At 63.9% G+C, this 24,926-nt stretch carries 24 protein-coding genes, 1 rRNA gene and 1 pseudogene; 17 read left to right on the top strand and 9 right to left on the bottom strand.

Annotated elements, in window-relative coordinates; translation table 11 throughout:
* Together rrf and AC1DKV_RS18235 are read left to right on the top strand one after the other, a co-directional pair.
* Nucleotides 1-90: ribosomal RNA gene (gene rrf / locus AC1DKV_RS18240) — 5S ribosomal RNA — on the top strand; the annotation flags it as partial.
* Between the two features lie 821 nt (nucleotides 91-911).
* A complete protein-coding gene (locus AC1DKV_RS18235; protein WP_477137761.1) occupies nucleotides 912-1,676 on the top strand; it encodes a flagellar brake protein in 765 nt (254 codons plus the stop codon).
* 663 nt (nucleotides 1,677-2,339) lie between these two features.
* Here AC1DKV_RS18235 and AC1DKV_RS18230 read toward each other — a convergent pair.
* From AC1DKV_RS18230 to AC1DKV_RS18215, 4 genes are read right to left on the bottom strand one after another with little or no spacing between them, the layout of a single operon-like run.
* A complete protein-coding gene (locus AC1DKV_RS18230) occupies nucleotides 2,340-3,209 on the bottom strand; it encodes an amidohydrolase family protein (RefSeq protein WP_477137760.1) in 870 nt (289 codons plus the stop codon).
* Nucleotides 3,210-3,213: 4 nt separating this feature from the next.
* Nucleotides 3,214-4,275: an isocitrate/isopropylmalate dehydrogenase family protein gene (locus AC1DKV_RS18225; RefSeq protein WP_477137759.1), complete on the bottom strand. Its 1,062-nt coding sequence runs from the start codon at nucleotides 4,273-4,275 to the stop codon at nucleotides 3,214-3,216.
* A gap of 54 nt (nucleotides 4,276-4,329) precedes the next feature.
* On the bottom strand, nucleotides 4,330-5,340 hold the full coding sequence (locus tag AC1DKV_RS18220) for a Bug family tripartite tricarboxylate transporter substrate binding protein (RefSeq protein ID WP_477137758.1): 1,011 nt from the start codon (nucleotides 5,338-5,340) through the stop codon (nucleotides 4,330-4,332).
* A 38-nt stretch (nucleotides 5,341-5,378) separates the two neighbouring features.
* A complete protein-coding gene (locus tag AC1DKV_RS18215) occupies nucleotides 5,379-6,344 on the bottom strand; it encodes a tripartite tricarboxylate transporter substrate binding protein (protein ID WP_477137764.1) in 966 nt (321 codons plus the stop codon).
* Between the two features lie 168 nt (nucleotides 6,345-6,512).
* On the opposite strand from AC1DKV_RS18215, the gene AC1DKV_RS18210 reads away from it, so the two are divergent.
* Nucleotides 6,513-7,430: a LysR family transcriptional regulator gene (locus AC1DKV_RS18210; RefSeq protein ID WP_477137757.1), complete on the top strand. Its 918-nt coding sequence runs from the start codon at nucleotides 6,513-6,515 to the stop codon at nucleotides 7,428-7,430.
* A gap of 594 nt (nucleotides 7,431-8,024) precedes the next feature.
* Here AC1DKV_RS18210 and AC1DKV_RS18205 read toward each other — a convergent pair.
* Nucleotides 8,025-8,903, bottom strand: coding sequence for a LysR family transcriptional regulator (locus AC1DKV_RS18205; protein WP_477137756.1), 879 nt, complete (start codon nucleotides 8,901-8,903; stop codon nucleotides 8,025-8,027).
* A gap of 166 nt (nucleotides 8,904-9,069) precedes the next feature.
* On the opposite strand from AC1DKV_RS18205, the gene AC1DKV_RS18200 reads away from it, so the two are divergent.
* From AC1DKV_RS18200 to AC1DKV_RS18155, 10 genes and pseudogenes are all read left to right on the top strand, one after another.
* Complete coding sequence (locus AC1DKV_RS18200; protein ID WP_477137755.1) at nucleotides 9,070-9,504, top strand: VOC family protein; 435 nt, start codon at nucleotides 9,070-9,072, stop codon at nucleotides 9,502-9,504.
* A gap of 125 nt (nucleotides 9,505-9,629) precedes the next feature.
* Nucleotides 9,630-9,895: pseudogene (locus AC1DKV_RS18195) on the top strand (biotin carboxylase N-terminal domain-containing protein); the annotation flags it as partial.
* A gap of 27 nt (nucleotides 9,896-9,922) precedes the next feature.
* The gene (locus tag AC1DKV_RS18190; RefSeq protein WP_477137763.1) at nucleotides 9,923-11,041 is read left to right on the top strand and encodes an ATP-binding protein; all 1,119 of its coding nucleotides are present in this window, start codon (nucleotides 9,923-9,925) and stop codon (nucleotides 11,039-11,041) included.
* Complete coding sequence (gene pxpB, locus AC1DKV_RS18185; protein WP_477137754.1) at nucleotides 11,038-11,799, top strand: 5-oxoprolinase subunit PxpB; 762 nt, start codon at nucleotides 11,038-11,040, stop codon at nucleotides 11,797-11,799. The genes AC1DKV_RS18190 and pxpB overlap by 4 nt, the downstream gene beginning before the upstream one ends.
* A complete protein-coding gene (locus tag AC1DKV_RS18180; protein ID WP_441620938.1) occupies nucleotides 11,796-12,758 on the top strand; it encodes a 5-oxoprolinase subunit C family protein in 963 nt (320 codons plus the stop codon). The genes pxpB and AC1DKV_RS18180 overlap by 4 nt, the downstream gene beginning before the upstream one ends.
* Nucleotides 12,751-13,515 carry a LamB/YcsF family protein gene (locus AC1DKV_RS18175; protein WP_477137753.1) on the top strand — a complete coding sequence of 255 codons (765 nt, stop codon included), beginning with the start codon at nucleotides 12,751-12,753 and terminating at the stop codon, nucleotides 13,513-13,515. The genes AC1DKV_RS18180 and AC1DKV_RS18175 overlap by 8 nt, the downstream gene beginning before the upstream one ends.
* Before the next feature lie 17 nt (nucleotides 13,516-13,532).
* Entirely contained in the window at nucleotides 13,533-13,772 is a 240-nt protein-coding gene (locus AC1DKV_RS18170) for an acyl-CoA carboxylase biotin carboxyl carrier protein subunit (RefSeq protein WP_441620934.1), read from the top strand.
* 536 nt (nucleotides 13,773-14,308) lie between these two features.
* Nucleotides 14,309-15,652 (top strand): MFS transporter, encoded by a 1,344-nt coding sequence (locus AC1DKV_RS18165; protein WP_477137752.1) that lies wholly within the window; start codon nucleotides 14,309-14,311, stop codon nucleotides 15,650-15,652.
* 26 nt (nucleotides 15,653-15,678) lie between these two features.
* Nucleotides 15,679-16,500, top strand: coding sequence for a putative hydro-lyase (locus AC1DKV_RS18160; protein ID WP_477137751.1), 822 nt, complete (start codon nucleotides 15,679-15,681; stop codon nucleotides 16,498-16,500).
* 152 nt (nucleotides 16,501-16,652) lie between these two features.
* A complete protein-coding gene (locus AC1DKV_RS18155; RefSeq protein WP_441620929.1) occupies nucleotides 16,653-16,934 on the top strand; it encodes a hypothetical protein in 282 nt (93 codons plus the stop codon).
* Here the strand turns inward: AC1DKV_RS18155 and AC1DKV_RS18150 are convergent.
* From AC1DKV_RS18150 to AC1DKV_RS18140, 3 genes are all read right to left on the bottom strand, one after another.
* Nucleotides 16,886-17,707: an ABC transporter permease gene (locus tag AC1DKV_RS18150; RefSeq protein ID WP_441620927.1), complete on the bottom strand. Its 822-nt coding sequence runs from the start codon at nucleotides 17,705-17,707 to the stop codon at nucleotides 16,886-16,888. The two genes, AC1DKV_RS18155 and AC1DKV_RS18150, sit on opposite strands and share 49 nt — an antisense overlap.
* Before the next feature lie 3 nt (nucleotides 17,708-17,710).
* On the bottom strand, nucleotides 17,711-18,559 hold the full coding sequence (locus AC1DKV_RS18145; RefSeq protein ID WP_477137750.1) for an ABC transporter permease: 849 nt from the start codon (nucleotides 18,557-18,559) through the stop codon (nucleotides 17,711-17,713).
* A gap of 93 nt (nucleotides 18,560-18,652) precedes the next feature.
* Entirely contained in the window at nucleotides 18,653-19,678 is a 1,026-nt protein-coding gene (locus AC1DKV_RS18140; RefSeq protein WP_441620923.1) for an ABC transporter substrate-binding protein, read from the bottom strand.
* Between the two features lie 519 nt (nucleotides 19,679-20,197).
* Between AC1DKV_RS18140 and AC1DKV_RS18135 the strand changes: the two genes are divergently transcribed.
* The 4 genes from AC1DKV_RS18135 (at nucleotide 20,198) to argE (ending at nucleotide 23,618) form a co-directional block, all read left to right on the top strand.
* Entirely contained in the window at nucleotides 20,198-20,611 is a 414-nt protein-coding gene (locus tag AC1DKV_RS18135; RefSeq protein ID WP_477137749.1) for a RidA family protein, read from the top strand.
* A 6-nt stretch (nucleotides 20,612-20,617) separates the two neighbouring features.
* The gene (locus tag AC1DKV_RS18130; RefSeq protein WP_441620919.1) at nucleotides 20,618-21,289 is read left to right on the top strand and encodes a DUF1028 domain-containing protein; all 672 of its coding nucleotides are present in this window, start codon (nucleotides 20,618-20,620) and stop codon (nucleotides 21,287-21,289) included.
* Between the two features lie 110 nt (nucleotides 21,290-21,399).
* Nucleotides 21,400-22,359 (top strand): LysR family transcriptional regulator, encoded by a 960-nt coding sequence (locus AC1DKV_RS18125; RefSeq protein WP_477137748.1) that lies wholly within the window; start codon nucleotides 21,400-21,402, stop codon nucleotides 22,357-22,359.
* Nucleotides 22,360-22,442: 83 nt separating this feature from the next.
* Nucleotides 22,443-23,618 (top strand): acetylornithine deacetylase, encoded by a 1,176-nt coding sequence (gene argE, locus AC1DKV_RS18120; RefSeq protein WP_477137747.1) that lies wholly within the window; start codon nucleotides 22,443-22,445, stop codon nucleotides 23,616-23,618.
* 163 nt (nucleotides 23,619-23,781) lie between these two features.
* Here the strand turns inward: argE and AC1DKV_RS18115 are convergent, their stop codons facing one another.
* The gene (locus AC1DKV_RS18115; protein ID WP_441620913.1) at nucleotides 23,782-24,924 is read right to left on the bottom strand and encodes an alpha-hydroxy acid oxidase; all 1,143 of its coding nucleotides are present in this window, start codon (nucleotides 24,922-24,924) and stop codon (nucleotides 23,782-23,784) included.
* Between the last annotated feature and the right edge of the window lie 2 nt (nucleotides 24,925-24,926).

The following is a 24,926-nucleotide window of genomic DNA, read 5'->3' as shown; positions in this document are numbered from 1 at the left end:
CCACCCCTTCCCATCCCGAACAGGACCGTGAAACGACTCCACGCCGATGATAGTGCGGATTACCCGTGTGAAAGTAGGTAATCGCCAGGCTCTCCCTTGAAACCMCTCAGTACGCAAGTACTGGKGGGTTTTGCTTTTGGGGCGGCCGAGCAATGTCTGTAAGCGTGTGACTCGTACCATCTGGCCGTCGGGCGAACGGAATGCCAACATCGTTCGCGATGGACACGCATGACCGACTGTGTCCACGAGAGGAGCGTGGGCACAGTGACTCAGTTGACCGAACCCGTTACAGGGCTGATCGTACTTTGGGTGCGAAATCTGGCGGTTTGGCACCAAAAATTCATACAGATCAATGGATTACAAGAACGCCGCCCGCACAAAGTGCGGGCGGCCACGAAGCCTTACTGCAAGCGCCTCTCCGGCTGGCTACCGCCAGATTCGCACCAAAAGAAGTCCCTTCCATTCGACTCCCCCTTCTAACGTAGGGCTTCAGCGAAGCAACTTTCCTGCCGTTTACCCAAGATCGGATGCCTTGTAATTCTGCAGTCCTTTGTCGGGACCTCGGCGCGCACTTGACTTCGCGCTGGCGTCGGTAGGATGGGACTAAGCGGCTCGGAACGCGATCCGCCCCCATCCGCCAAGAAACGGGAACAGAAATGGCMTCCAAACTTCGAGATAACCAAGGTGCGATTCGACTGAACGAGCTCGCACGAAAGTCGTGGGTCGGCATCTTCCTTATGTTCCTGCTTTGGGTCGTGCTCACAGCAGGAGCGATGACGATGGTCGCCAGGGAATTTGGCTACACAGCGGCCTGCTTCCATGGCATCGCGGTGTGACCGGCATCCGCTGGTGCGACCTCGGCAAGGATTCTTTGAGTAGCCCTCGTCGAAACCTCTCTGTTGGACGATTTCATGAACATCAACAGCACCAACGACAAGCAACATGTCAATCGCTCGCTACCGCCAAGCCTTCGCATGTTGGATGACCGCTACCGACTGACCCAGCACGTACAAATCAGTGCTGTGTTCCTAGATCTCGCTTGGCTAGGGTGCGAGGTCAGAATCCGCACCCTCGACAAATACGAGATTGCTTCCACGTTGCTGAAGGTMGACCCCGCAAACGGTACCTTCATCTTCGACGGTTGCCGCACCGATGCCGAGCGGGATTTGTTACTGGCTTCGGACGAGATTGTTTTCTCCACTACGCTACGTGGTGTAGAAATTGACTTCACCGTCGGACGGCCATATCCAGTCAAGTATCGGGGCGAGCCGGCCTGCGCTGCAGCCTTCCCATCTCAGCTGTACCATTTTGAGCGCCGCTCTCATCCCCGTGCGTCCGCGCTCGTTAACATGGCTTATAACTGCGAGCTGCGCACCTCCGACGAGCGAATTCTGACGCTGGACATCGCCGATTTGTCGCTGTCCGGAGTGGGCCTGCGCTCGAAGGCTGTTAGCGCTKGCCAGTTGTCGGTCGGCACGATTTTGAAGAAGTGCAGCCTCGATTTTGGCGACCTGGGCAAACTGGAGGTCGATCTACAAGTGGTGGGGCAAGGGCTAGTCCAACACGGCCGCCGTGATATGCATCACATTGGCTGCGCCTTTGTTTCACTCGCCCCCGGCCAGCAAACTTTCCTCCAGCGCATGGTCTACCAGATTGAGCTGGCGGGTCGCGAATGACTGGGAAGCCCTGCCAGGTCAATCCGGCAGCCCCTCTGCGCCTGTAGTGGCCCCTGTTGCTGCTTGGTATCGCAACATCGCAATAATGACATCTCGTTCCTGGAGTCAGCGTTAAAGGGGCGGCTGCCAAGCCTGCCCCACAGACGCGCACGAAGGAACGCTCACGCGGCCGCGCGGGCGCGTCAGGAGGAGGGCGTACGCCAGGTGGAGGCGCTCGAGCGGCAGCTGCTGGAGCTACGTACCCAATTCTCGACKGAGCTGGGACGCACCCGCGAGCAGGTGGCCGTGGGGCAGGAACGGGCTGCGGCCACCGAGCGCCGCGCGCTGCGCGAGATCGACCAGGAGCGCACGCTGCGGCAGAAGGCCGAGCAGGCGGCGGACCTGCGCGCCGAGCTGACGGCGGTGCAGGCGAGGGCGCAGGACGCCGCCGTGGCCGGCGCTGAGGAGCTCACAGCAACCACCACCTGGAACAACCCTGAAGTCCAACGCTCCCACCAGACGGCACAGCGCCGGATCCGGCGCCGCCCCAAATCTCTTCACCTAACCCACGTCGATMGAAATCTAGCGCGCAAGCGATTACCTGGCTTCTGGACAAGGCGGCCACATCCCGCCTTGAAGATGGGCACGGCGGCCGCGCCACGACCTCTCCTCACAGCTTTCTCATCACGGCGCGTAGAGGCGAGCCGGGTTTTCCACCAGGACCTGCTGCCTAAGCTCCTGCGTGGGCAGCCAGTTTCGGATGGAGCGCGCGAGCGCTCCCTCCGGCAGCGTCCGGTAGGCGGAGACCTCATGCCGTGACCTGCGCGGATCCCGTGCGGTGTGTGGCCAGTCACTACCCCACAGCACGTGTCGTGGCGCAGTCCGCAGGAACAGCGCGGCCCACGCACTGGCTGCGTCGTCCGGCGGCATGCCAGCCGACGCGAGCCGGTACGGCGCGGAGAATTTGATGTAGACGTTGCCGGAGCGCAGCAGCGTCAGCAAGGCGATCGCGCGCGCGTCGTCATGGGCCAGTGTGGTAGGCACCATGGCGAAATGGTCCAGCACGACCGGAACTGGCAGTTTCGCAAGCTGGCCAGCCATGGCCAGGATGACATCCAGGTCGGCATAKAGTTGCAGGTGCCAGTCGAACATGGCGATGCGGCCGGCCCAGCGTGCGAGCTCCGCCTGCGCGGCGCCGGCGTCGCACAGGCCGCTGCTTTCCAGGTTGAGGCGCAGCCCACGCACGCCGCGTGCACGCATGGCACGCAAGGCCTCGTTGTCCACGTCCTCGTCCAGCACGGCCACGCCGCGGCCCGCGCCCTGCAGGCGGTCGAGGCTGTCGAGCATGCACCGGTTGTCCGTGCCATAGATGCTGGGCTGCACGATCACTACGCGTTGCAGGCCATGCCGCGACAGGTGCGCAAACAGGTCCTCAAGCGATGCCGGTCCTGGTGTGTAGTGCCGCTGGGCGACCATGGGATAGTCGGTGCGCGCGCCGATGACGTKGGTGTGGCAGTCCCAGGCGCCTGCCGGTAGCGCAGGAGTGTCGCGCATGTCGTTATGCTTCCAATAGGCGTCGGGCGAAGGCGCGGCCCGTTTCAGCGGTGCCCAGGCGGCCGCCGACGTCGCGCGTGGCCTCGCCCGACTGGATCGCCGCGATCATCGCTTCGTCGATGGCGCGCGCAGCAGCCAGGAAGGCGGGCAGGTTGCTGCGCTGGCCATGCCAGCCAAGCAGTTGTCCGGCGGACACAATCAGCGAGAAAGGATTGGCAATGTCCTGGCCGGCAATGTCCGGCGCCGATCCGTGTGCCGCCTGGCCCATTGCATGGTCCTTGCCGGCGTTCAGCGAGCCGCCCAGGCCCAGGCTGCCGGACAATTCGGCAGTCAGGTCGGACAGGATGTCACCAAACATGTTGGTCGTGACGATGACGTCGAATCGCTGCGGGGCGCGCACCACGTGTGCMATCATTGCGTCGACAATGAAGTCGTCGACCTGTACTTCCGGGAACTCGCGCGCMACCTGGTGGCARATGTCGATGAACATGCCATCGCCGATCTTCAGCACATTGGCCTTGTGCACGATGCTGACATGCCTGCGGCGTGTCATGGCCAGCTCGAACGCCGAGCGTGCAATGCGCTCGCAGCATTGGCGCGTAATGCGACGCAACGAGATGACAACATCCGGCGTGATCAGCATCTCGCTGCCGCCAGACTCGATATTGCGGTCGGCATAGAAACCCTCGGTATTTTCGCGCACGACGACGAGGTCGAACTCGCCAGCCCGGTGCTGCAGGCCCGGATAGGTGCGGGATGGCCTCACGTTGGCGTACAGGTCCAGTTCCTTGCGGAAGAATTTCGAGGGATTGATCTCGCCCCTGGCTTCATCCTTGAAGTCATAGGTGGCCATCGGTCCGAGCATCAGGCCATCGGCGGACTTCACTTTCTGCAGCAACGCCGGCGTCACGGTGGCCCCGTGGAGGCGCAGGCTCTCATGGCCGGATACATCCAGGTCGAATTCAAGGTTGAGCCGGAAGCGCGACGATACGGCACGCAGCACCTCKAGCGTGGCAGCCATTGTTTCGGGGCCGATGCCATCACCGGGAAGCACGACGATTTTCATGTTTGGTCCTTGATTGTGCGAGGGGAAAGAGCAAAGCGATATGCGGGCACACGGTCATTCAACGTAAGCACCCGCTGCCTTGACGAGTTGCGCGAACTTCTGGCGTTCGGCGCGCACGAATGCATCGAATCGCGCTGGCGTAACCGGMTCGACGGCGCTGCCGTCTGCCTCGAAGCGCGCACGGATGGCAGGCTCGGCAATGATTCTGTTGATCTCGGCATTGAGCAGCGTGACGATGGCMTCGGGCGTTTCGCGTGGCGCAAAGTAGCCGCCCCAGAGACTGAAATCGAAACCCGGCACGGCCAACTCCGCTACCGTAGGCACTTGGGGCAGCGCTGGCACCCGGCGGGGGGTGGATACGGCCAGCGGCTTGATCTTGCCGCCCTTGAGGTGAGGCATGATGGCGGAGGCGCTGGAAAAGAAGAACTGCACCTGCCCGCCCATCAGGTCGGTGATCGCCTGTCCGGCGCCCTTGTACGGAATGTGGACCATCTCGGTCCGGGTTCCGATGGCCAGGGCGGCCGCTGCCAGGTGGCCCGGCGTGGCCGTGCCGGACGACGCGTAGGACACGCTGCCCGGTTTGCTGCGCGCCATCTGCAGCAACTCGCCCAGGCCGCTGAAAGGCGCGCTGGCGGGTGCGGCCAACACCAGCGGCGCGTTGCCGACCAGCGCGACGGCCCGGAAGTCCTTCAGCGTGTCATAGCCGGGCGCTTTCATGGCGGATCCGTTGATCGCAATCTCACCGGTTTGCCCTAACAGCAGCGTATAGCCGTCGCCCGGGGCCCTGGCCACTAACCGGCTGCCCAGTGCCCCGCTTGCGCCGGGCCGGTTGTCGACAACCACCGGTTGCCCCAGTGCACGGGCGAGCCGTTCACCGATCAACCGGGCAAAGACATCGCCTTGCCCGCCAGGGGCATAGGGCACGATGACGGTGATGGGCTTTGCCGGATAGTCCTTGCTTGCCCACGCGGTGCCGAGCAGCCCGCTGGCCGCGGCGGCAACGCCAGTGCGCAGGAATCGTCTGCGGCCCGTGAATGCCCGCGCGTCTGTGATGGCCGTTTCCAATCCATGTCTCCTTGATCGAACCGAAGCGGGGAGCCTCCTCATTGCCATTGCATGCCCGGGTGGCTTGCCACGCCGCGCCACAGTGCKAGTTCCTTGTTCAACGCCTGACCAAAGGCGGCTGGCGTGAGCCGGGCGGAATCGGCACCTTCCTGCACCAGCCGCGCCTTGACCGGATCGGCAGCGGCGGCTTCATTGACCGCGCGATTGAGTGCTTCGATGACGGGTGCCGGCGTTCGGGCTGGCGCGAGCACGCCCCACCAGGTGGTGATGTCGAGACCCGCGACGCCTGCCTCGGCAATCGTCGGCACATTGGGGAACAGCGGCGAGCGMTTCGTGCTGGTGACCGCCAGCACTGACACCTTGCCACCACGCACGTAGGGCAGGATGGTTGGCACCGTGGCGAAGAAAAGATCGATGCGCCCGGCCAGCAATTCGACCGTGGCCGGACCACTGCCCTTGAAGGGCACATGCGTCATCGTCAGGCCAGCTTTCTGGCGGAACATTTCGCCTGCCAGATGGTTGATGCTGCCATTGCCGGCCGAGCAGAAATTCAAGCCAGCGGGTCGTGCCTTCGCAGCCGAAATCAACTGCGCCATGTTCTGCACCCCAAGTTGCTTCGAGGTCACGACCAGTAGCGGCCCGCGGCCGATCATGGCGACCGGAGTGAAGGACTTGACCGGGTCATACGGKAGCCTGGGTTCGACGGCCGCGCTGGTAGCGAAGGTCGACGTGGCGAACAGCAGCGTGTAGCCGTCCGGTCTGGCCTTGGCCACGATGTCAGCACCCAGCGCACCGCCAGCGCCGCCACGGTTATCGATGATCACCGGCTGGTGAAGGCGATCCGACATGTTCTTCGCGATGTCACGCGCGATGCTGTCGGTGCCGCCGCCTGCCGCGAACGGGACGACCAGCGTAATCGGCCGGGAAGGATAGGCGGGCTCGGCCCCCGCCAGCAGCGGGAATGCCGCCAGCGCGGCCAGCACACCGCGAATGGAAATGGACATGCGTGTGTCTCCGTTATTTTGGTTGCGTGCCAGCCATGGATCGTTGCCACCGGTAGCGTGGTCTGCGCGGGTACTCCCACGGACCGCACGCATGACTGAGCGGCAATGATCGGGTGGATGGAATTTGCTGTAAAGTGCAAATATCCTATCGATTGATGCCGAAATCKAGTGAATTTTGATCTCGCAGATTTGCGCGCATTTGTGACTGTTGCGGACCTTTGCAGCTTCCGGGCGGCCTCGGCGACGCTGCATATTTCCCAGCCGGCCCTCTCACGCAGGGTMGACAAACTGGAGCAAGCGCTGGGATTCCGCCTGCTTGAGCGCACCACCCGCAAGGTGGAACTCAACGCGATGGGCAGGAACTTCATACCMAAGGCCCGGCACGTCCTGAACGAGCTTGAGAGTGCGTTGCTCGGCATGACGGACTTGTCTGACCGCCTTCGTGGGCAGGTTTCCGTKGCCTGCATTCCTTCCGCCATCGGTAGCTTCCTGGCGGATGTGGTCAGGAAATTCCACCAGGCGTACCCCMGTATCCACGTGCGTCTGCTGGACGAGACCGCCTMGGAGATATTGCTGGCTGTGGGGCGCTCGGAGGCGGACTTTGGCGTCAGTTACCTGGGAACCCAAGAGCCGGATCTGGAGTTCAAGCCGCTGCTTGAGGAGCACTTCGTCCTTGCGTGCCGGCCGGAGCATCCTCTGGCGCAGAGGCGTCAGGTCACCTGGACCGAGTTGGCAGAGTACGAATGCGTGACGCTCGCACCGGGAAGCGGCAATCGCATGCTGATCGATCAAGGCTTATCGGCGGTCGCAGCACGTCCGGCGTGGACCTGCGAAGTCCGTCATGTACCGGCGCTGGTGAGCCTGATCGAAGCGGGCATCGGCATAGGTGCCGTGCCGGCCTACGCCGTGCCTGCCAACCATCCGGCCGGCCTGGTCAGCGTCCCGCTGGTCGAGCCGGAGATCGTTCGTACTATCGGTATCATCAAGCTTCGAGGCCGACCGCTGGCTCCAGCCGCACAGGCGTTCCACGATCTGCTGGTGGCCTCCTACGGTGGACCCGCGCAGAAAACTCGGAGGAAGAAATAGTATTGTCGGAGAGACCTTACAACCAGGCATCCCCGACGCMCAGCCGTCCGGCGTTGGGYGGCCTCAAGCGATGCCGTGGCTGGTGGTCGCGCGCTGGAGTAGCGAGCGCGCCGAAGCAATTACCCCAAAAGAAATACTTATCCATCTCTCTCGATGGCATCTCTCACGCACGCTGGCCGGGCCGCGTTCCTCTTGTCCCGCCTGAAGTTCAAATAGGCGCGTCGATCGCCTCCAGAAGGCACAAGATGCGTATTTCGGACGAACGTGACCTGCCGTTGCGGGATCGTGACCGAGCGAACCAGAAGGCGGGATCGGCGTTGCGCATGACATCAACCAGACGGGCTATGTGCGCCGGCCTTGGCCGGAGAAAGCATGCTCACAGGCGGCTGTCAAGCATCGCCTTCCTTTGCGAAGAGCAAATGAAGGAATGCGCGAATGTCGATTCCGGAAGCAGGAGTTGTGGTCCGGTCGCTCGCCCCCGGTTTGGCGCGGTCTCCTACCAAGGAGACAACCTTCCGACGCGCGTGTCAGGCAACCGCGGGACGCGCTGAAGGGGGCGACGTCGTGCAAGGCGGCGGGCGGGATGTGGGCTGCCTACACCTTGTAGTCTGACGCCGCCTCGCTGATGTACTCGGCGAGCCGGCTTGCCACCGGCTGACGACTATGGCGCGGCCGCTYCACCAGCCCGATCTCGCGGTGAAAGGTATCGTCGCCAAGTGGCAGGGCAGTCACGCCATGCGGCCAAGGGCCTTGCGCCGCCGTTTGCGGGATCAGCGCCACGCCAAGGCCGCGCGCTACCAGCTGCACAATGCCCTGCAGCTCGTCCAGCTCGATGGCGTCCTGCACCGCCAGCCGCGACTGTCGCAGGAACTGGTCGACCAGCCGGCCACCGAACGAGCTGCGGTCATAGCGGATAAAGGGCGCGGATTCCAGCGCGTCGCTCCACGCCTGGCCTGCCATGGCGGCCGGCGCCAGCAGCACGAACGGCTCCATCACCAGCGTGCGCCACTCCAGCTCCGACGGCAGCGCAAAGGGCGGCCGGATCATCACCGCGATATCGATCTCGCCCGCATCCACCTGGCCAAGCAGGTTCAGGGACACGCCCGGCACAACGCGGATCCTGCAGCCGGGCAGCTCGGCGCGGAAGGCGGCCATGGCGTCGATCAGGTATGACACCTGTGCCGAGGCGATCGAGCCCACCCGCACCATGCCGCTGCGCTCCGTGGCGCCGCCGTGCTCGCCGATGCGCGCGTAGAGCGCCATCAGTTCCTCCGCCAGCGCCAGGGTTTCCCGGCCGGCGGCGTTCAGCCGCGCCGAGCGGCCCGTGCGGTCGAACAGGATGAAGMCAAGCTCTTGCTCCAGGCGGTGGATCTGTGCGCTGACAGCCGACTGGGTCAGCCCGATGCGCGCGCCCGCGCTGGCAAAGGTGCCGTGCCGGGCTACGGCGATAAAGGTCTTGAATTCGCGCAGCATGATCGTTTCATCAATTTTCGTGTAGCTAAGGTCAAAAATATATCGCTTTTTTTAATTGGTTGCCATGCCTAGACTTTCCCTCATTGGTGCAGCGGCCGGAACGTTGCCGGCGGCGTGCCAAGACCCGACCCCCACAACACTTCGAACACTTCAATCCCCAAGCGCCATGAGCGAAATCACTCCCGTCCTCGCCCCGTTCCACCTTGCCTTCCCCGTCCACAGCATCGCCGCCGCGCGCGAGTTCTACGGCGACCTGCTGGGCTGCCCCGAAGGGCGCAGCGCGCCGGACTGGGTCGACTTCAACTTCTACGGCCACCAGATCGTGGCCCACCTCRCGCCGGAAGAAGCGGGCCACCGCCACACCAGCGCCGTCGATGGCGATGCCGTGCCGGTGCGTCACTTTGGCGTGGTGCTGCCGATGGACCAGTGGCATGTCGCCGCCGACAAGCTCAAGGCCGCCAACCTGTCGTTCATCATCGAGCCGCATATCCGCTTCAAGGGCGAGGTAGGCGAGCAGGCCACGATGTTCTTCCTTGACCCGTCGGGCAACGCGCTGGAGCTCAAGGCCTTTGCCAATATCGCTTCGCTGTTCGCCAAGTAACACCAACGTCGGACCCACGTCAGACCAGAGTGAGACCGGCCACAAGGCCGGCCGCCGCACGCGGGGCAGGGCTTGCCCGCCCCGCGTGCATCGCCCCCACGCAGTAGCTGCAAGAGTTAGTCGATATGCGAAGAATCCTGGTTGCCAACCGTGGCGAGATTGCCTGCCGTATCATCCGCGCCGCGCAGGCGCTCGGCATGGAAACCGTAGCTGTGCATTCCGCCGCCGATGCCGGCGCGTTGCACTGCKAGATGGCCGACATTGCCGTTGCGGTAGGTCCCGCGCCGGCGGCGCAGAGCTACCTGAATGTGGAAGCGGTGCTCGCCGCTGGCACGGCGCACGGCGCCGATGGGTGCACCCGGGCTATGGTTTCCTCTCCGAGAACACCGTGTTTGCCCGTGCGGCGCAAGCGCAAGGCATGCAGTGGATCGGCCCGTCCGTCGAGTCGATCGAGAACATGGGCGACAAGAACCGCGCCCGCGATATTGCCGCCGCGTGCGGCGTGCCGGTGCTGCCCGGCAGTATCCGCTTCCTGCCCGAAGACCTGTCGCGCTTGCACGCCGAGGCCCAGCGCGTTGGCTATCCCGTGCTGGTCAAAGCCGCCGGCGGCGGTGGCGGCATCGGCATGAAGCGCGTTGACGGGCCAGACACGCTGGCGGCCACGGTGGCGTCCACCCAGGCACTGGCCCTGAAGGCCTTTGGCGACGCCAGCATCTACCTGGAGCGCTATGTCCCGCGCGCCCGCCATATCGAGGTGCAGGTGTTTGGCTTCGGTGATGGCACGGCGGTGCATCTGTTCGAGCGCGAATGCTCGGTGCAGCGCCGTTTCCAGAAGATCATTGAAGAAAGCCCGGCGCCCAATGTGCCGGCCGCCGTGCTGGCCAGCATGAGCGCGGCGGCGGTGGCGCTGGCCGCGCACCAGCGCTACGGCGGCGCGGGCACGGTCGAGTTCATCMTCGACGCGGACAGCGGCGAGTACTTCTTCCTGGAGATGAACACGCGCATCCAGGTGGAGCACGGCGTGACCGAGGCCATCACAGGCTGGGACCTGGTACAGGCGCAGATCCGGCTCGCCGCCGGCACGCTCGCACCCTGCGCGCAGCAAGATATCCGACGGGCCGGCGCGGCCATCGAGTGCCGGCTGTATGCCGAGAACCCGGCGCGCCATTTCATGCCATCGCCGGGCAAGCTGGCGCGCTTTTGCCTGCCGGCGGGCATGGCCGGGCTGCGCGTGGACACCGGCGTGCGCGAGGGCGATGCCATCACGCCGTTCTACGATCCGATGATCGCCAAGCTGATTGCCTTTGGCACCGACCGCGAAACCGCCATCGCCACCATGCAGGCGGCGCTCGGCGCAACCGTGATCGAAGGCATCCGGCACAACGCCGTGTTCCTTGGCCGCGTGCTGGACCATGCGGACTTCCGTGCCGGGCGCGTCGATACCGGTTTTGTGGAGCGCGAGCTGGCGGTGCTGGTGGGCGAGTCCGCCGCGCCGGTGGCTGTGCCTGCGCCATCCGCCGTGGAGGTGCGGGCATGATCGCGCAGGACGTGGAACAGGCCGCGCCGGCCGCGCAAACGTCCTGGCGGATCGCGCCGTCCGGCGATCGCTGCCTGATTGTGGAGTTCGGCACGGTGGCGGATATCGCCATCAACCGCCAGGCGTGCGCGGCAGCGGCGCGGATCGCCGCCGCGGCCCTGCCCGGCGTGACCGACATCGTGCCCGCCCTGACCACCGTGGGCGTGCACTACAAGCCGATCGCCGTGGCCCGCGCGACGGGTACCAGCGCCMTGTTCGAGGTGCTCTCGGCCATGATCGGCGAACTCCTGCGCGAAGGGCTTTCGTCAAGCGCGGGCGCGCCACTGGTGATCGATATTCCCGTCTGCTATGGCGGCGAGCATGGTCCCGACCTGGACGATGTGGCAGCCACCTGTGGCCTGTCGCCCGACCAGGTCATCGCGCTGCATAGCGCCGAGCCGGTCGATGTGCTGATGCTGGGCTTCGCGCCGGGGCATCCCTATGTGGGCCGCTTCGACGCGCGCCTTTCGCCGCCGCGCCGGAGCACGCCGCGTACCGCGGTGGCGGCGGGCTCGATTGGCCTTGCCAATCGGCAGACCGTGATCTATCCCATGACCTTACCCGGCGGCTGGAACCTGATCGGGCGCACGCCCGTGGCGCTGTTTGACCCGCATCGCGCGTCGCCGTGCCTGCTGGCCGCCGGCGATCGTGTGCGCTTCGTGCCGATCTCTTCCGACGTATTCGAATCCATGCAGGCGGACGGAGGCGTGCAGCCATGAGCATCGAAGTGATCAAGCCTGGTGCGTTGAGCACCTTCCAGGATCTCGGCCGCGACGGCTACCAGCAACTCGGCGTGCCGGCCAACGGCGCCATGGACGAGCGCGCCCACCGGCTGGCGAACGCGCTGGCCGGCAACGCCGCGGCAGAAGCCACGCTGGAGATCACGCTGATGGGCCCCACGCTGCTGTTCCATGAGCCGGCCGTGATTGCCGTGTGCGGCGCGGATCTGGATGCCACGCTCGACGGCGCGCCCGTGCCGCTGAACCGTGCGGTGCCCGTCGCCGCGGGCGCGGTGCTGGCCTTCGGCAAGCGCCGCAGCGGCTTGCGCGCTTACCTTGCGGTGCACGGCGGCTTTGCGCTGACGCCGGTCATGGGCAGTTGCAGCACCTTTGTGCGCGGCGGCTATGGCGGCGCGGCCGGCAAGCCGTTGCGCAAGGGCGACCACATTGCCTTGCGCGGCGGCGTGGCCGCACCGGTCCGCGATGCCGGTTCCCCGGCGTTTCCGGCCGATGTCCTCACCGCGCCCGATCTGCCCGTGCGCGTCGTCGCCGGACGCGAATGGGCGTGTTTCTCKGATGCGGCCAGGCATGCGCTCGTCAGCGAGCCGTTTCGCATTGGCGCGCAATCGGACCGCATGGGGTATCGCCTGGAAGGCACGCCGCTCGCGCTGGCCGCACCTGCCGAGATGCTGTCCGAGGCCGTGGCCTTCGGCACGATCCAGGTGCCGCCCGATGGCCAGCCCATCGTGCTGATGGCGGACCGCCAGACCACCGGCGGCTATCCCAAGATTGCCCATGTGTGCGCGGTGGACCTGCCGCGCCTGGCGCAGAAGATGCCGAGCGAGGCGGTGCGCTTTGCCTTGATCGATCTGCGGGAAGCCCAGCGCCTTGCCTTGCTGCAGGACGCAATATTCGAAGCCATGGATACGGCAACGGCAGGKGAGCACGCGCATGGCTGAGATCGATTTCAACAGCGATATGGGCGAGAGCTTCGGTATCTACCGGCTTGGTGACGATGCGGCCGTGCTGCCGCATGYCACCTCCGCCAATATTGCCTGCGGTTTTCACGCGGGCGATGCGCAGACCATGGCAGCCACCGTGCGCGCCGCCACTGCKCTCGGTGTCTCGCTCGGCGCGCATCCGGGCTTTCCGGATCTGCAGGGTTTTGGACGGCGCGCCATGCAGCTCGGCCGCGAGGAGATCTACAACATCACGGTCTGCCAGGTTGGCGCCCTGCAGGCGTTCGCCGCCGCGGCCGGCAGCCGGCTCGCGCATGTGAAGCCGCACGGCGCGCTGTACAACCAGGCCGCGCGCGATGGCGTCATGGCGCGCGCGCTGTGCGAGGCGGTGCGCGATGTGGATCCGTCGCTGGTGTTCTACGGCCTGGCCGGCTCCGCGCTGGTCACGGCCGCGCGCGAGGCCGGACTCGCGGTGGCGCAGGAGGTATTTGCCGACCGCACGTATCAGGACGATGGCTCGCTGACCCCGCGCAGCCATCCCGGCGCCATGATCACCGATGTGGAGGCTTCCATCGCGCAGGTATTGCGCATGGTGCGCGACGGTGTGGTGCGCTCGCTGGGCGGCGTGGACGTGCCGGTCCGGGCGGACACGCTCTGCATCCACGGCGACCAGCCGGGCGCGGCCGGGTTTGCCCGCCGCATCCGCGCCGCGCTGGAGGCGGAGGGCATCACGGTGCGCGCACCGCAATCACGATAGCTACGGACAAACAGAATATGCCCCACACAAAATCCCCCATATCCATCGTGGCAGACACCGCTGGCACCCTCTGGAAACTCGTGGCGCAGCCCGGCGAGATGCAGGTAAAGGATGCCACGCTTCTGATTATCGAATCCATGAAAATGGAAATACCGATTGAGGCCGGATCGGCAGGTTATATCGAATCGTATTGCGTGGCCGAAGGTGAAATGGTGGAAGAAGGCCAGGTATTGGGCAGCTTTATTCCTGCTGCTTGAAGCACGCTGTTGATAAAGCTGTAAATTCGCCGCTGACATAGATTTGGTGGCGTCGGCCGGGCCGTACGGTCTGGCCGTTTTCTCAATGATCCCGTGGGTTGGGAAATGAATCACCAGCTGGCTGCGGACGATACCGGTTTCGGTGCGTTTACTGCCCCAGGGCGGGACGACAGGTTCATTGTTGTGGTGCGGCGGGGCGCATTAAATCCCCGAATCATATGGCTTTTCTCAGTCAGGAATCGTAACGCCCGGAATTCCGTGTTTTTAACGAAATCGCCGCTGGCATGCTTGTTGCAAAGTATCCGGTGTAATCGATGAAGCATGAATCCCGGTGGCTTTTAAAGGCCCGCGATTCCCKGCAGGTGGTTAGCTCTCCGGAAATAAAAACAAGACGCGAGCCCGGMCTGTGCACCAGGAAGTTTCAGGCACAGGACGGCCATCGTGGCAGGTGTTCGTRCTTCAGCGCTGGTTCATCCAGGGGTTTCACMACGCCTKGACTGGATTTTCTACCCCGTTGCATCCTGGAAACTGACAACATGTCCAACGCCCCCACCTCATCCCTGCCGATGCCCGACGCGGCGCCGGCATCCACCCCTGCCACGGCGCCGGCAACCGGCAATACCGTCGCCCGCAAAGCCGCCATGGCCGCCGCGGCCGGTACCGCCATCGAGTATTACGAGTTCGGCGTGTACGGCTATATGGCCTCCACCATTGGCCCGCTGTTCTTCCCTAGCGACAACGCCACGGCTTCGCTGCTGGCCATCCTGGCCGTGTTCGGCAGCGCCTTCCTGATGCGCCCGATCGGCGGCATCGTGCTTGGGCGCCTGGGCGACCGCGTCGGCCGCCGCGCCGTGCTGCTGGTCACCGTGATCGGCATGGGCATTGCCACCGGCATCATCGGCCTGCTGCCGGTGGCTGCCAGCGCGGGCATCGTGGCGCCGCTGCTGCTGCTGGCCATCCGCCTTGCGCAGGGCTTCTTCGCCGGCGGCGAAGTCACCGGCGCGGCGGCCTATGTGGCCGAGTCCGCCCMCAAGGGCAGGCGCGGCTTCTACGGCGCCTTCACGCCGGTGGGCGTGGCCGTGGGCGGCGCGCTGGCCGCGACCGTGTGCGGCATCACCACCGGCTTGCTGGAGCCCGTGCAGATGCAGGCGTGGGGCTGGCGCATTCCGTTCCTGATGGCGATCCCGATGGTGGTGATCTCGTCGATGGTGCGCAAGCGCGTGGAAGAGTCCGTGGCCTTCAAGCAGTTCCAGGAACACAGTGAGCCGCCCAAGGCGCCGCTCAAGGAAGTCTTCACCTCGCACATGCCCGCCGTGGTCAAGGTGATGCTGCTGTCCTTCGGCCAGAACGTGGGCTACTGGGTGGGGCTGGTGTTCATGAACATCTACATGACCACTTATCTCAAGTACGACAAGGCAACGGTGTACTGGATCATGGCGTTCGTCAGCCTGACCATGGCCATGCTGATGCCGCTGTGGGGCGGACTGTCCGACCGGCTCGGCCGGCGCAAGGTGCTTGCCATCGGCTTTTGCGCCTACATGGTGCTGGTATTGCCGATGATGATGCTGATGGACAACCACAGCATCGGCCTGGCCTTTCTCGCCATGATGGTGGTGGCGCTGCCCATGCCCATCGTGCAGTCCGTCGGCTATCCGACCTATGCCGAGCAGTTCCCGACCCGCGTGCGCTACACCGGCATGGCGTTCAGCTTCAACATCGGCGCCATCCTTGGCGGCGGGCTCACGCCGTACGTGGCCACCGCGCTGATCGGCAGCACTGGCAACCTGCTCAGTCCGGCCTACCTGCTCATGGGCGGCGCGGCAGTCAGCCTGCTGGCCCTGCTGGGCGTGAAGGAAACCGCCCGCCAGGCCCTCGACTGATGACGGACCGCAACCGGAGCTTGGAGATGGACGCAGGTATCCACGCCGCGGCCGGGCTTGCGCCCGGCTGGGCCGCCACGCCGACTGGCGCMCGCGCCGGCATCCGCAGTGGCCGGTACAACGGCAATACCAGCKGCATGGCGCCCGGCCATGGCCAGGGCAACCTGATGATCCTGCCCAAGGCCTGGGCCGGGGATTTCCTCGGGTACTGCCGGGCCAACCCGGTGCCATGCCCGCTGATCGGCATGACCGAAGCGGGCAGCCCCGCGGTGCCGATGCTGGGCGGCGATATCGACCTTCGCACCGACGTGCCGCGCTACCGTGTGTGGCGCCATGGCGAACTGGTGGAGGAGCGCGACGATATCAGCGCKCTCTGGCAGGACGATTTCGTGGGCTTTGTGCTGGGCTGCTCGCTGTCGTTCGAGGACGCGCTGGAGCGCGCCGGCTTGCGCGTGCGGCACGTCGACGAAGGCAAGATCGTGCCGATGTACCGCACCAGCATCCGGACCACGCGCGTGGGTGCCTTCCATGGGCCAATGGTGGTGTCGATGCGGCCCTACACGCCGGACGAGGCGGCCATCGCCTGGGCCGTGTGCGCCCGGTTGCCGGGGGCGCACGGGGCGCCGGTTCATATGGGCGACCCCGCCGCGATCGGCATCGCGGACATCGGCCGCCCGGACGAAGGCGAGCCGACCGTGATCCTGGCCGGGGAGGTTCCCGTGTTCTGGGGGTGCGGGGTGACGCCGCAGGCGGCGGCCATGATGGCGCGTCCGCCGCTGTGCATCACCCATGCGCCGGGGCACATGCTGGTATGCGACGTGCCTGCCGATGGGTTGAGGTTACTGTGAGCGCGGGAAGATAAAGTGTAATGAAGGATGGCACCGGAGCTACCGGGAACCGCCGCAACTGCATGCGCTAAGCTCGGGCGGCATCGTTGCGGCGGATCACCGCCCAGGCACGGGCGCCGGTGCTCTCTCCGCCGCGCCACGCGATGGCGCCATTGACGATCACCGTCTCGATGCCCCTCGCGGCCGCGACAGGGCGCGCGAAGGTCACAGGGCAGGAGGAGGGCATACGCCAGGTCGAGGCGCTCGAGCGGCAGCTGCTGGAGCTGCGTACCCAATTCTCGACGGAGCTGGAACGCATCCGCGTGCAGGTGGCCATTGCGCAGGTGCGCGCCAGCGCCATCGAGCTGCGCGCGCAACTGGAAACGGCACTGCGGCGTGCCGCCGGTCAATGCCCTTCCTCGATATTGAGGATTTTCCCCAAGCCCAGAAAATAGTTCGCGAAGGCAAGCACGCTAGCCGTCACGGCAATATAGACGACTGACAGTGCGGCCAGCGTCGGATCGGCAAACTCCCGTACATAGTTGTACATGGAAACCGGCAGTGTCTGCGTGTCTTGCGTTGTGACGAAAAGCGATGCGGTGAATTCACTGAACGACATGATCGCCGCAAACAACCAGCCGCCAAACAGCCCCGGCGCGAGCAGCGGAATCGTAATCGTGAAAAGYACCTTCAGCGGCGACCCACCGAGGCTTGCTGCCGCCTGTTCAAGCCTTGCGTCCAGGTTCTCCATGGAAACATAGACGCTCTTCAGCACAAACGGCAGCACCAGCATCACGTGACACAGGATGACGACGCCATATGAGCGGTGTATGGAGGCTTGTGACACCAGGATGAGCAGGCCCAGCCCCAGCGTGAAGTGCGGCACCACGAGCGGAGAGTGCAGGATGGCCAGCAGCGTCTGCTTGCCGGGGAATTCCAGCCGTTTGACGACAATCGACAGGCAGGTCCCGATCACCAGCGCAATGAACGAGGACCATCCGGTGATGACGAGGCTGGCGCGGAATCCATCCCGAAAATCCGGATAACTGAAGACACGTGCAAACCATGTCAGCGAATAGGATTCAGGCGGGAAAGTGATGATCGCCTTTTCGTTGAAGGCGGCGATCGTCACCACCACGACCGGCAACAGCACGAATGCAAGCAGGATGGCGATGAGCAGCGGACCCGCGATACGCAGCGGCAAAGGCAAAGCGCTTTTGATTCTCATTTTTTAGTGTCCTCCAACGGCTTTCAGTCGCTTGGTGAACAGCCCCAGGGAAAAGAGCGCCGCGGCGGTCAGCAGCAAGCCCATGACACTCAGGCTKGCCGCAAGCGGGAAGTTCATGGAAGCGAAGCCAAGCTGGTACACCAGCGTMGAAACCGTCGGCACGCGGCCTCCGCCAATCATCTGAGGCGTCGCAAAGGCGCTGAAGGTCCAGGCGAACGCAGTTGTGATGCMAGCCAGAATGCCCGGCATTGAAAGCGGAAGCGTGACCGTGAGGAAGGTCCTGACCGGGCCGGCACCTAGGCTCTGGGCGGCTTTCTCGTAGTCCCGGTCGATATGCGAAATCGCCGTGGCAAGCATCAGGACCACGACGGGAATCGTCACGTGCACCAGCGCGACCAGCACGCCCAGGTGTGTGAACATCAGTTCCAGTGGCCAGTCGATCAAGCCGAGCTTTCGCAGCGTGCCATTGATGAAGCCATTGCTGCCCAGGACGGCGATCCAGGAGTAGGTCCGGACGATTTCCCCCAGAAACAGGGGCGTGATGGACACCACGAGGATGAAGGACTTGAGCGCTCGGCTCCTGACGCGCACCAGTGCATAGGCCAGCGGGTACGCAACTAGCAGCGAAAAGACGGTCGTCTCCACGCTCAGCCGCAAGGTGTTGGAGAACGCGTCGAGATAAATCGACTTGGTCAAGCCGCTGAAGTTGGCGAACGTGAATCCGCCGACATCCAGGGAGCCGGGCACATACGCCCGGAAGCTGAACTGCAGGACCGCAATCAACGAAATTGCGATGCACAGCGCGACAAGTACGGCTGGGGAGACCAGCCAGGCTCGAGGATCGGAGCGCATTCTTAAGCCTTATTCCAGATGCTCAATCGGCGAGGGAGGCTCGGTGCGGTGCATGGCCGCGGCGCCCCTCCCTCCATACCCTTAATATCGGGTTCAGTTCATGACGTTCTCAGTGAACCACTTCCGCCATTCCGCAGTCTTCTCGGCGCGAAGTTTGTGGTCTACGACGATGGCCGTTTCCCACTGTTCCTTCGTCGTGAACACGCCGGGCAGCTTGGCGTCTTCAGGCGAAACCTTGGCGTCGTCGATGACGGGGCTCGCCTTCTTCAAGGCCACGATCTTCGACTGGACGTCCGGGGACAAGGCGATGTTCATGAACTTGTAAGCMAGATCGGCCTTGGTCGAGCCCTTGGTGATGGCCATGGTATCGATGCCGAGCACAGCGCCTTCCTTCGGCGTGACCAACTTGATGGGCACACCCTGACTGATCATGTGATAGGCGTTGATCGACAGGATGACCTGCACGGGCGTTTCGCCGGAGGCGATCAACTGCTGCGCATTGGCGTCATTGGTATAGAACGCCTTGAAGTTGGGCTTGAGCGCCTTGAGCTTGTCCTGGCCCTTTTCCCAGCTTTTCGCATCGCCTCCCGACAGCATGGCCGAAACCGCGACCACATGGCTCGGATCGAAGTCAGGCACGCCAATCTTGCCTTTCAGGGCCGGATTCCACAGGTCGTTCCAGCTCTCGAACTTGATGCTGGGCGGCACCAGGTCAGCGCGATAGCCGATGGTATAGACATAGGCCCAGCTGCCGATGTGATACGGGCTGATCTTGGCGCGATCKACCATATGCGTGTAATTCGGAATCTTGCTCGTATCCAGCTTTTCAAAGAGATTGCCGTTGGCGTAGAGCCAGCCGACGTGGGAAGTCGTGAAGGTAACGTCGCTCTCKGGCTTGGAGGCAAGCTTTGCCTTGTTCAGGCGGTCGATGGTGCCGCCTGTGATGTACTTGACCGGCACCCCGGTTTGCCGCGTGAATTCCTTGCCGATGCTTTCATCGATGAGGTCGCGGAAACTGCCGCCCCATGTGCTCACCACCAAGGCTTCCTGCGCCCATGCCGCCGTACTGCCAAGCGTGGCGGCGAGTGCGCAAAGGGTCAAAATCTTGCGAATCGTCATTTACTTCCCCCAATCGAAAAGATAAACATCTGATAGAACTGGAAATACGCTGAAACGTGCTACCGAGAAACGCAATCACAATGCAGCGAAACGTTGCTGGCCAGGGAGGCGTAAGGCATGCGTGATCAGCGCAGGCGCACCCTGCAAGCACGTGGCCGCGGACAGTAAACGTAGTACAGCAAGGCCATGCAACGACGCCGGCGCAATTGCGCTGAGGCAACGACCTTGACGCAATGACTTCGACGCAATGACTTCGAATTACCGAGCCTATGATGTGAAAGTCGTACCATGCGGCCAAGTCGGCTTTTTCGTAGGGGTGCCTCACATTTCCCGATGGGGTTGTGGATTGTTCCGCCGTCTGGAACAGGTTAGCGGCCGTCTGAGGTTCGGTGGTATTCGGAAATTCCTAAACGGCCAGCCGGAAAATACAAATGGCGCCGCCAGCGGCTGCGCATGACCATGCACTCGGGTGCATCGCCCCCAACCTCCCGCCACCTGCTGAATGGACCTGAATCGACTATGAAGCATACCCGCATCCGCACCTTCAACACGAAGGTCACCTACCCTGAACAGAATCTGGACAACGACCTTTGCCAAGCCGTGGTCGCGCGAGGCAGTACCGTTTTTCTGCGAGGGCAGATCGGCCAGAACCTCGACACCTCGGAGAGCGTGTGCATCGGGGACGTCGCAKGACAGGCGGAGCAGGCCATGGCCAACATCGCGATGCTGCTCAAGGAAGCCGGCGGCGAGCTCGAGGACATCTGCAAGATCACGATCTACATTATCGACCCGCGCTACCGCGAAGCGGTCTATCGTGTCGTGGGCCGCTGGCTGAAGGGTGTCTTTCCGGTCTCGACCGGCATCGTCGTATCGGCTCTGGCCCGCCCCGAGTGGCTGGTCGAGATCGACGCCACCGCTGTCATCCCTGGCTGAGCTGCCATGACCTTTTCCATCATCGCGCGGTGCCCCGCCACCGGCCAGTTCGGCGCCGCCGTGGCGTCCTCGTCACCGGCAGTTGCCTCGCGCTGCATCCGCGGCCGCAAAGGGGTGGGCGCAGCCGCGAGCCAGAACATTACCGACCCGGATCTGGGCCCCCTAGCCCTGGACCTGATGGCCAGCGGCCTTACGCCGGAAGGCGCTCTCGCCGAGTTGCAGAAGCGCCCGCATATCGAGTACCGCCAGCTCATGGCCATCGACGCGCACAACCCGCCGAGGGTTTTCACGGGTGCCAAGGCGCTTGGCACCCTGGCAAGCGTGGTCGGCACCCATGCCGCATGCGCAGGCAACATGCTGGCGACGCGTGACGTGCCCCAGGCCATGCTGTCGGCCTTCGAGCAGACCGAAGGCGCGCTGGCGGAACGGCTGATGCAGGCCATGCTCGCCGGCCAGGCCGCCGGCGGCGAGGAAGGCCCGGTGCACTCGGCAGGCCTGCTGGTGTACGATGCGCAAAACTGGCCTGTCGTGGATCTGCGCCTGGACTGGGTGGACAACAATCCGGTCGAGGCCCTCTATGCCGTCTGGCAGGTTTACGCGCCGCAGCTGAAGGACTATGTCAAGCGGGCGCTCGATCCCCGTGCGGCGCCCAGCTTCGGCGTTCCTGGAAACCTCTGACCTGACCGATGCATCGAATGACAGCGTGACAGCGCCGGCCAGGCGGCCGGCGCTCGAAAGGGCAAACTTTCTCCAGTACACTGGACCGTTCACCTTTTCTTGATCCCGACATGCTCAATCGCATTTCCCTGCGCCAGATGGAGTATTTCGTCGCAACGGCGAAGCATGGCAGCATTTCMGCTGCGTCGACGCAAATCCATATCTCTTCTCCCTCGATCTCCGCAGCCATCGCCCATATCGAGGCCGAACTGGGCGCGCAGCTGTTCGTGCGCCATCCTTCCAAGGGCATTGGACTGACCCCCGTCGGCACGCTGGTCCTGCAACACTGCGAAGATATGCTCGGACGGTCGTCCCGACTCTATGAAATCGCCTCCGACTMGAGCGACGTCATCCAGGGCACCTTGCGGGTGGGAAGCTTTCAGTCGCTCACGCCCATGATTGCGCCCGAGGTCATCTTCGGTTTTTCGCGCGCCTTCAAGAAAATCGAGCTGCAGATGGTCGAAGGCGACCAGGAGGTCTTGATGAACAAGCTCCATGCGCTCGAGATCGACCTGGCAATCACTTACGACCTGCACCTTGGCGATGACATCCAGTTCGAGAGCCTGGCGACCATGCCGCCCTATGTCCTGGTGAGTGAGGTCCATCCGCTGGCGCAGCAGAAAGTCGTCTCCTTCGAAGAGCTGGCGCCCGAACCCTACGTCCTGCTCGATATACCGATGAGCCGGGACTATTTCGCCTCCCTGTTTGAAGAGGCCGGCGTGACGCCGAACATCGCTGCGCGTTCGCAGTCTACGGAAGCAGTCCGGGCCTTGGTCGCCAACGGAATTGGCTATGCGCTCTTCAATGTGCGCCCCAAATCCAATCAGTCGCTCGATGGAAAACGCATGGTGCGGGTTCGCCTTGCCGGTACCCATCGGMCCATGCTGCTCGGCCTGGCGACCTACAAGCCGATGAAACAGTCAAGGTTGACGAGAGTCTTCATGGAACGCTGCCGCGCTTATATCTCCGACCAATACATTCMCGGAATGAGCGCTCCAAGTTTCTTCGATCCCCATATAGCAGCGCCCTGAATCGGCGTCCTGAGTCGGCGTCCAKAAGCGCCATCTTCATCGGTCATGCCGCATTCGGCAATACCCCATCAAAAACGCCAGAGATGGAAAATCACACCTCTTCCGCAAGCGTCTCGCTCCTGGAGACGCTCATTTCTTTCGCATCGGTTTCCCTGACGCCAAACATCGCGCTCATCCACAAGGTCCAGGACATCCTGGCGGAAGCCGGCATCGAATCGATGCTCGCGCCCKACCCGCAAGACCCCAGCCGATCCAATCTGTTTGCGACGGTCGGTCCGGTGGGCATTCCGGGCGTCCTGCTCTCCGGCCATACCGATGTKGTGCCGGTGGACGGCCAGCCCTGGACTTCGCCCCCTTTTGAGGCAACGCACCGKGATGGCCGCATCTACGGACGCGGCACAGCCGACATGAAAGGCTTCGTGGCCTGCGCCGTCACCGCCATGGTGGCAGCCGCTCGGCAGCCGCTCCGGCGCCCCTTGCAGCTAGCGCTGTCCTTCGATGAGGAAATCGGCTGCGTTGGCGTGCGCCACCTGCTGCGCCGCCTGGAGAACAGCCTCCCCGCACCCTACCTGTGCATTGTCGGCGAGCCGACCCTGATGCGGATCGGCACCGGTCACAAGGGCAAGGCTGCCTACCGGGCAGTCTGCTGCGGCCAGGCCGGCCACTCAGGCCTGGCGCCCAGGTTCTTCAACGCCATCCACATGGCCAGCGACCTCGTCGCATCCCTGCGGGACGTGCAGCGTGAGCTGGCGGAAAGCGGCCCGCGCGACGAGGGCTACGGCGTGCCCTACAGCACGGTCCACGCCGGCGTCATCCACGGCGGCCGCGCCCTGAACATCGTGCCCAGCGAATGCGAAGTCAGCTTCGAGATTCGCAACGTCTCGGAAGATAGACCCGATCTGATCCTGAAGCGCGTCCTGGAACGCCTGGCCGAGCGCGTCAAGAATGAGGCGCTGGATCCTGCGGCGCCCTTGCCAGACATCCAGATGACGAACAGCTATCCCAGCCTGAACACCCGCGAGGATTCGCCCGCTGTCGGCCTGCTCGCCTCGCTGCTCCCTCCGGGCACCCCATGCGCCAAGGTGGACTATGGCAGCGAGGGTGGATTGTTCCAGCGGAGCTGGAACGAAACGCCAGTGCTGATCTGCGGGCCCGGGAGCATTGAAGTCGCACACAAGGCCGACGAGTATGTGGAGCTGGCGCAGATCGAAGCCTGCGACCGCATGCTGGCCGGCCTCGTCGAGTTTCTCTGTCAATGAGTCCTGGCGTCCAGGCCAGCTTCGGCCCAGACGCCTCGGAGACGCTATCAAAATAAAGCGAAGCGGTTCTGGCTAGGCACGCGGCAGCAGACAGTACATGTAGTACCGCAAGGCCACCCCAATGACGCAAAGCCKAACGCCAGAGTCTTTTTGAAAGCGTCTCTTACTTCGTCAGCAGGATGCTGCGGTCGACCGACTGGATATCCGTCTTGCCGCAAAACGCCATGGAGAGATCGAGCTCGTTCTGAATGATGTTCAAGGCCGTGCTCACGCCTTGCTCGCCGAGGGCGCCCAGGCCATACATCATGGCGCGACCGATATACGTGCCACGCGCCCCGAGCGCGACGGCCTTGAGCACATCCTGGCCCGAGCGGATGCCGCCATCCATATGGACTTCCACCCGATCCCCGACGGCTTCCACGATGCGCGGTAATGTGGAGATCGATGACGCGGCGCCGTCCAGCTGGCGCCCGCCATGGTTCGACACGATGATGGCATCGGCGCCGCTTTCCACCGCCAGTCGCGCATCCTCGGGGTCCTGGATGCCCTTGACGATCAGCTTCCCATCCCACCGCTTCTTGATCCATTCGACATCCTGCCAGGACAGACGCGGATCGAACTGCGCCTGAGTCCACTCCACCAGCGACCCGATATTGTCGACGCCCTTGGCATGCCCGACGATATTGCCGAACTGACGGTGTTCGGTACCCAGCATGCCCATGCACCAGCGCGGCTTGCTCGCCATGTTCACAAGGTTGCGCAGGGTCGGCCTGGGCGGCGTGGACAGACCGTTTTTCTTGTCCTTGTGGCGCTGGCCGAAGACCTGCAGGTCCATCGTGACCACGAGCGCCGAACAATTGGCATTCTTGGCACGGTCGATCAGGCTTTCGACAAATGTCCGGTCGCGCAGCACATACAGCTGGAACCAGAACGGATGGCGCCCGGTGGCTTCCGCCACCGCCTCAATCGAGCAGATGCTCATGGTGGACAAGGTGAATGGGATGCCGTGCTGCTTCGCMGCGCGCGCGGCCAGGATTTCTCCATTGGCGTGCTGCATGCCGGTCAATCCGGTGGGCGCGATCGCCACCGGCATGCTGACCGGCTGACCCACCATGGTGCTGGCGGTGCTGCGCTCGGTAATGTCGATCGCCACGCGCTGGCGGAATTCGATACGCTGAAAATCCGCCTCGTTGGCACGGTAGGTATATTCGGTCCATGAGCCGCCGTCGACATAGTCATAGAACATGCGCGGCACGCGCTTTCTCGCCAGGTTGCGCAGATCTTCAATGCACGTCATCTCGGCCATGG

It is taken from the genome of Cupriavidus sp. 05T41 (genome assembly GCF_056396525.1).
This window is presented reverse-complemented; position numbering and strand designations above follow the sequence as displayed.

Coding starts and splice junctions, on each gene's coding strand:
- AC1DKV_RS18170 (WP_441620934.1), top strand. CDS start 13,533: ATGCCCCACACAAAATCCCCCATATCCATCGTGGCAGACACCGCTGGC.
- AC1DKV_RS18130 (WP_441620919.1), top strand. CDS start 20,618: ATGACCTTTTCCATCATCGCGCGGTGCCCCGCCACCGGCCAGTTCGGC.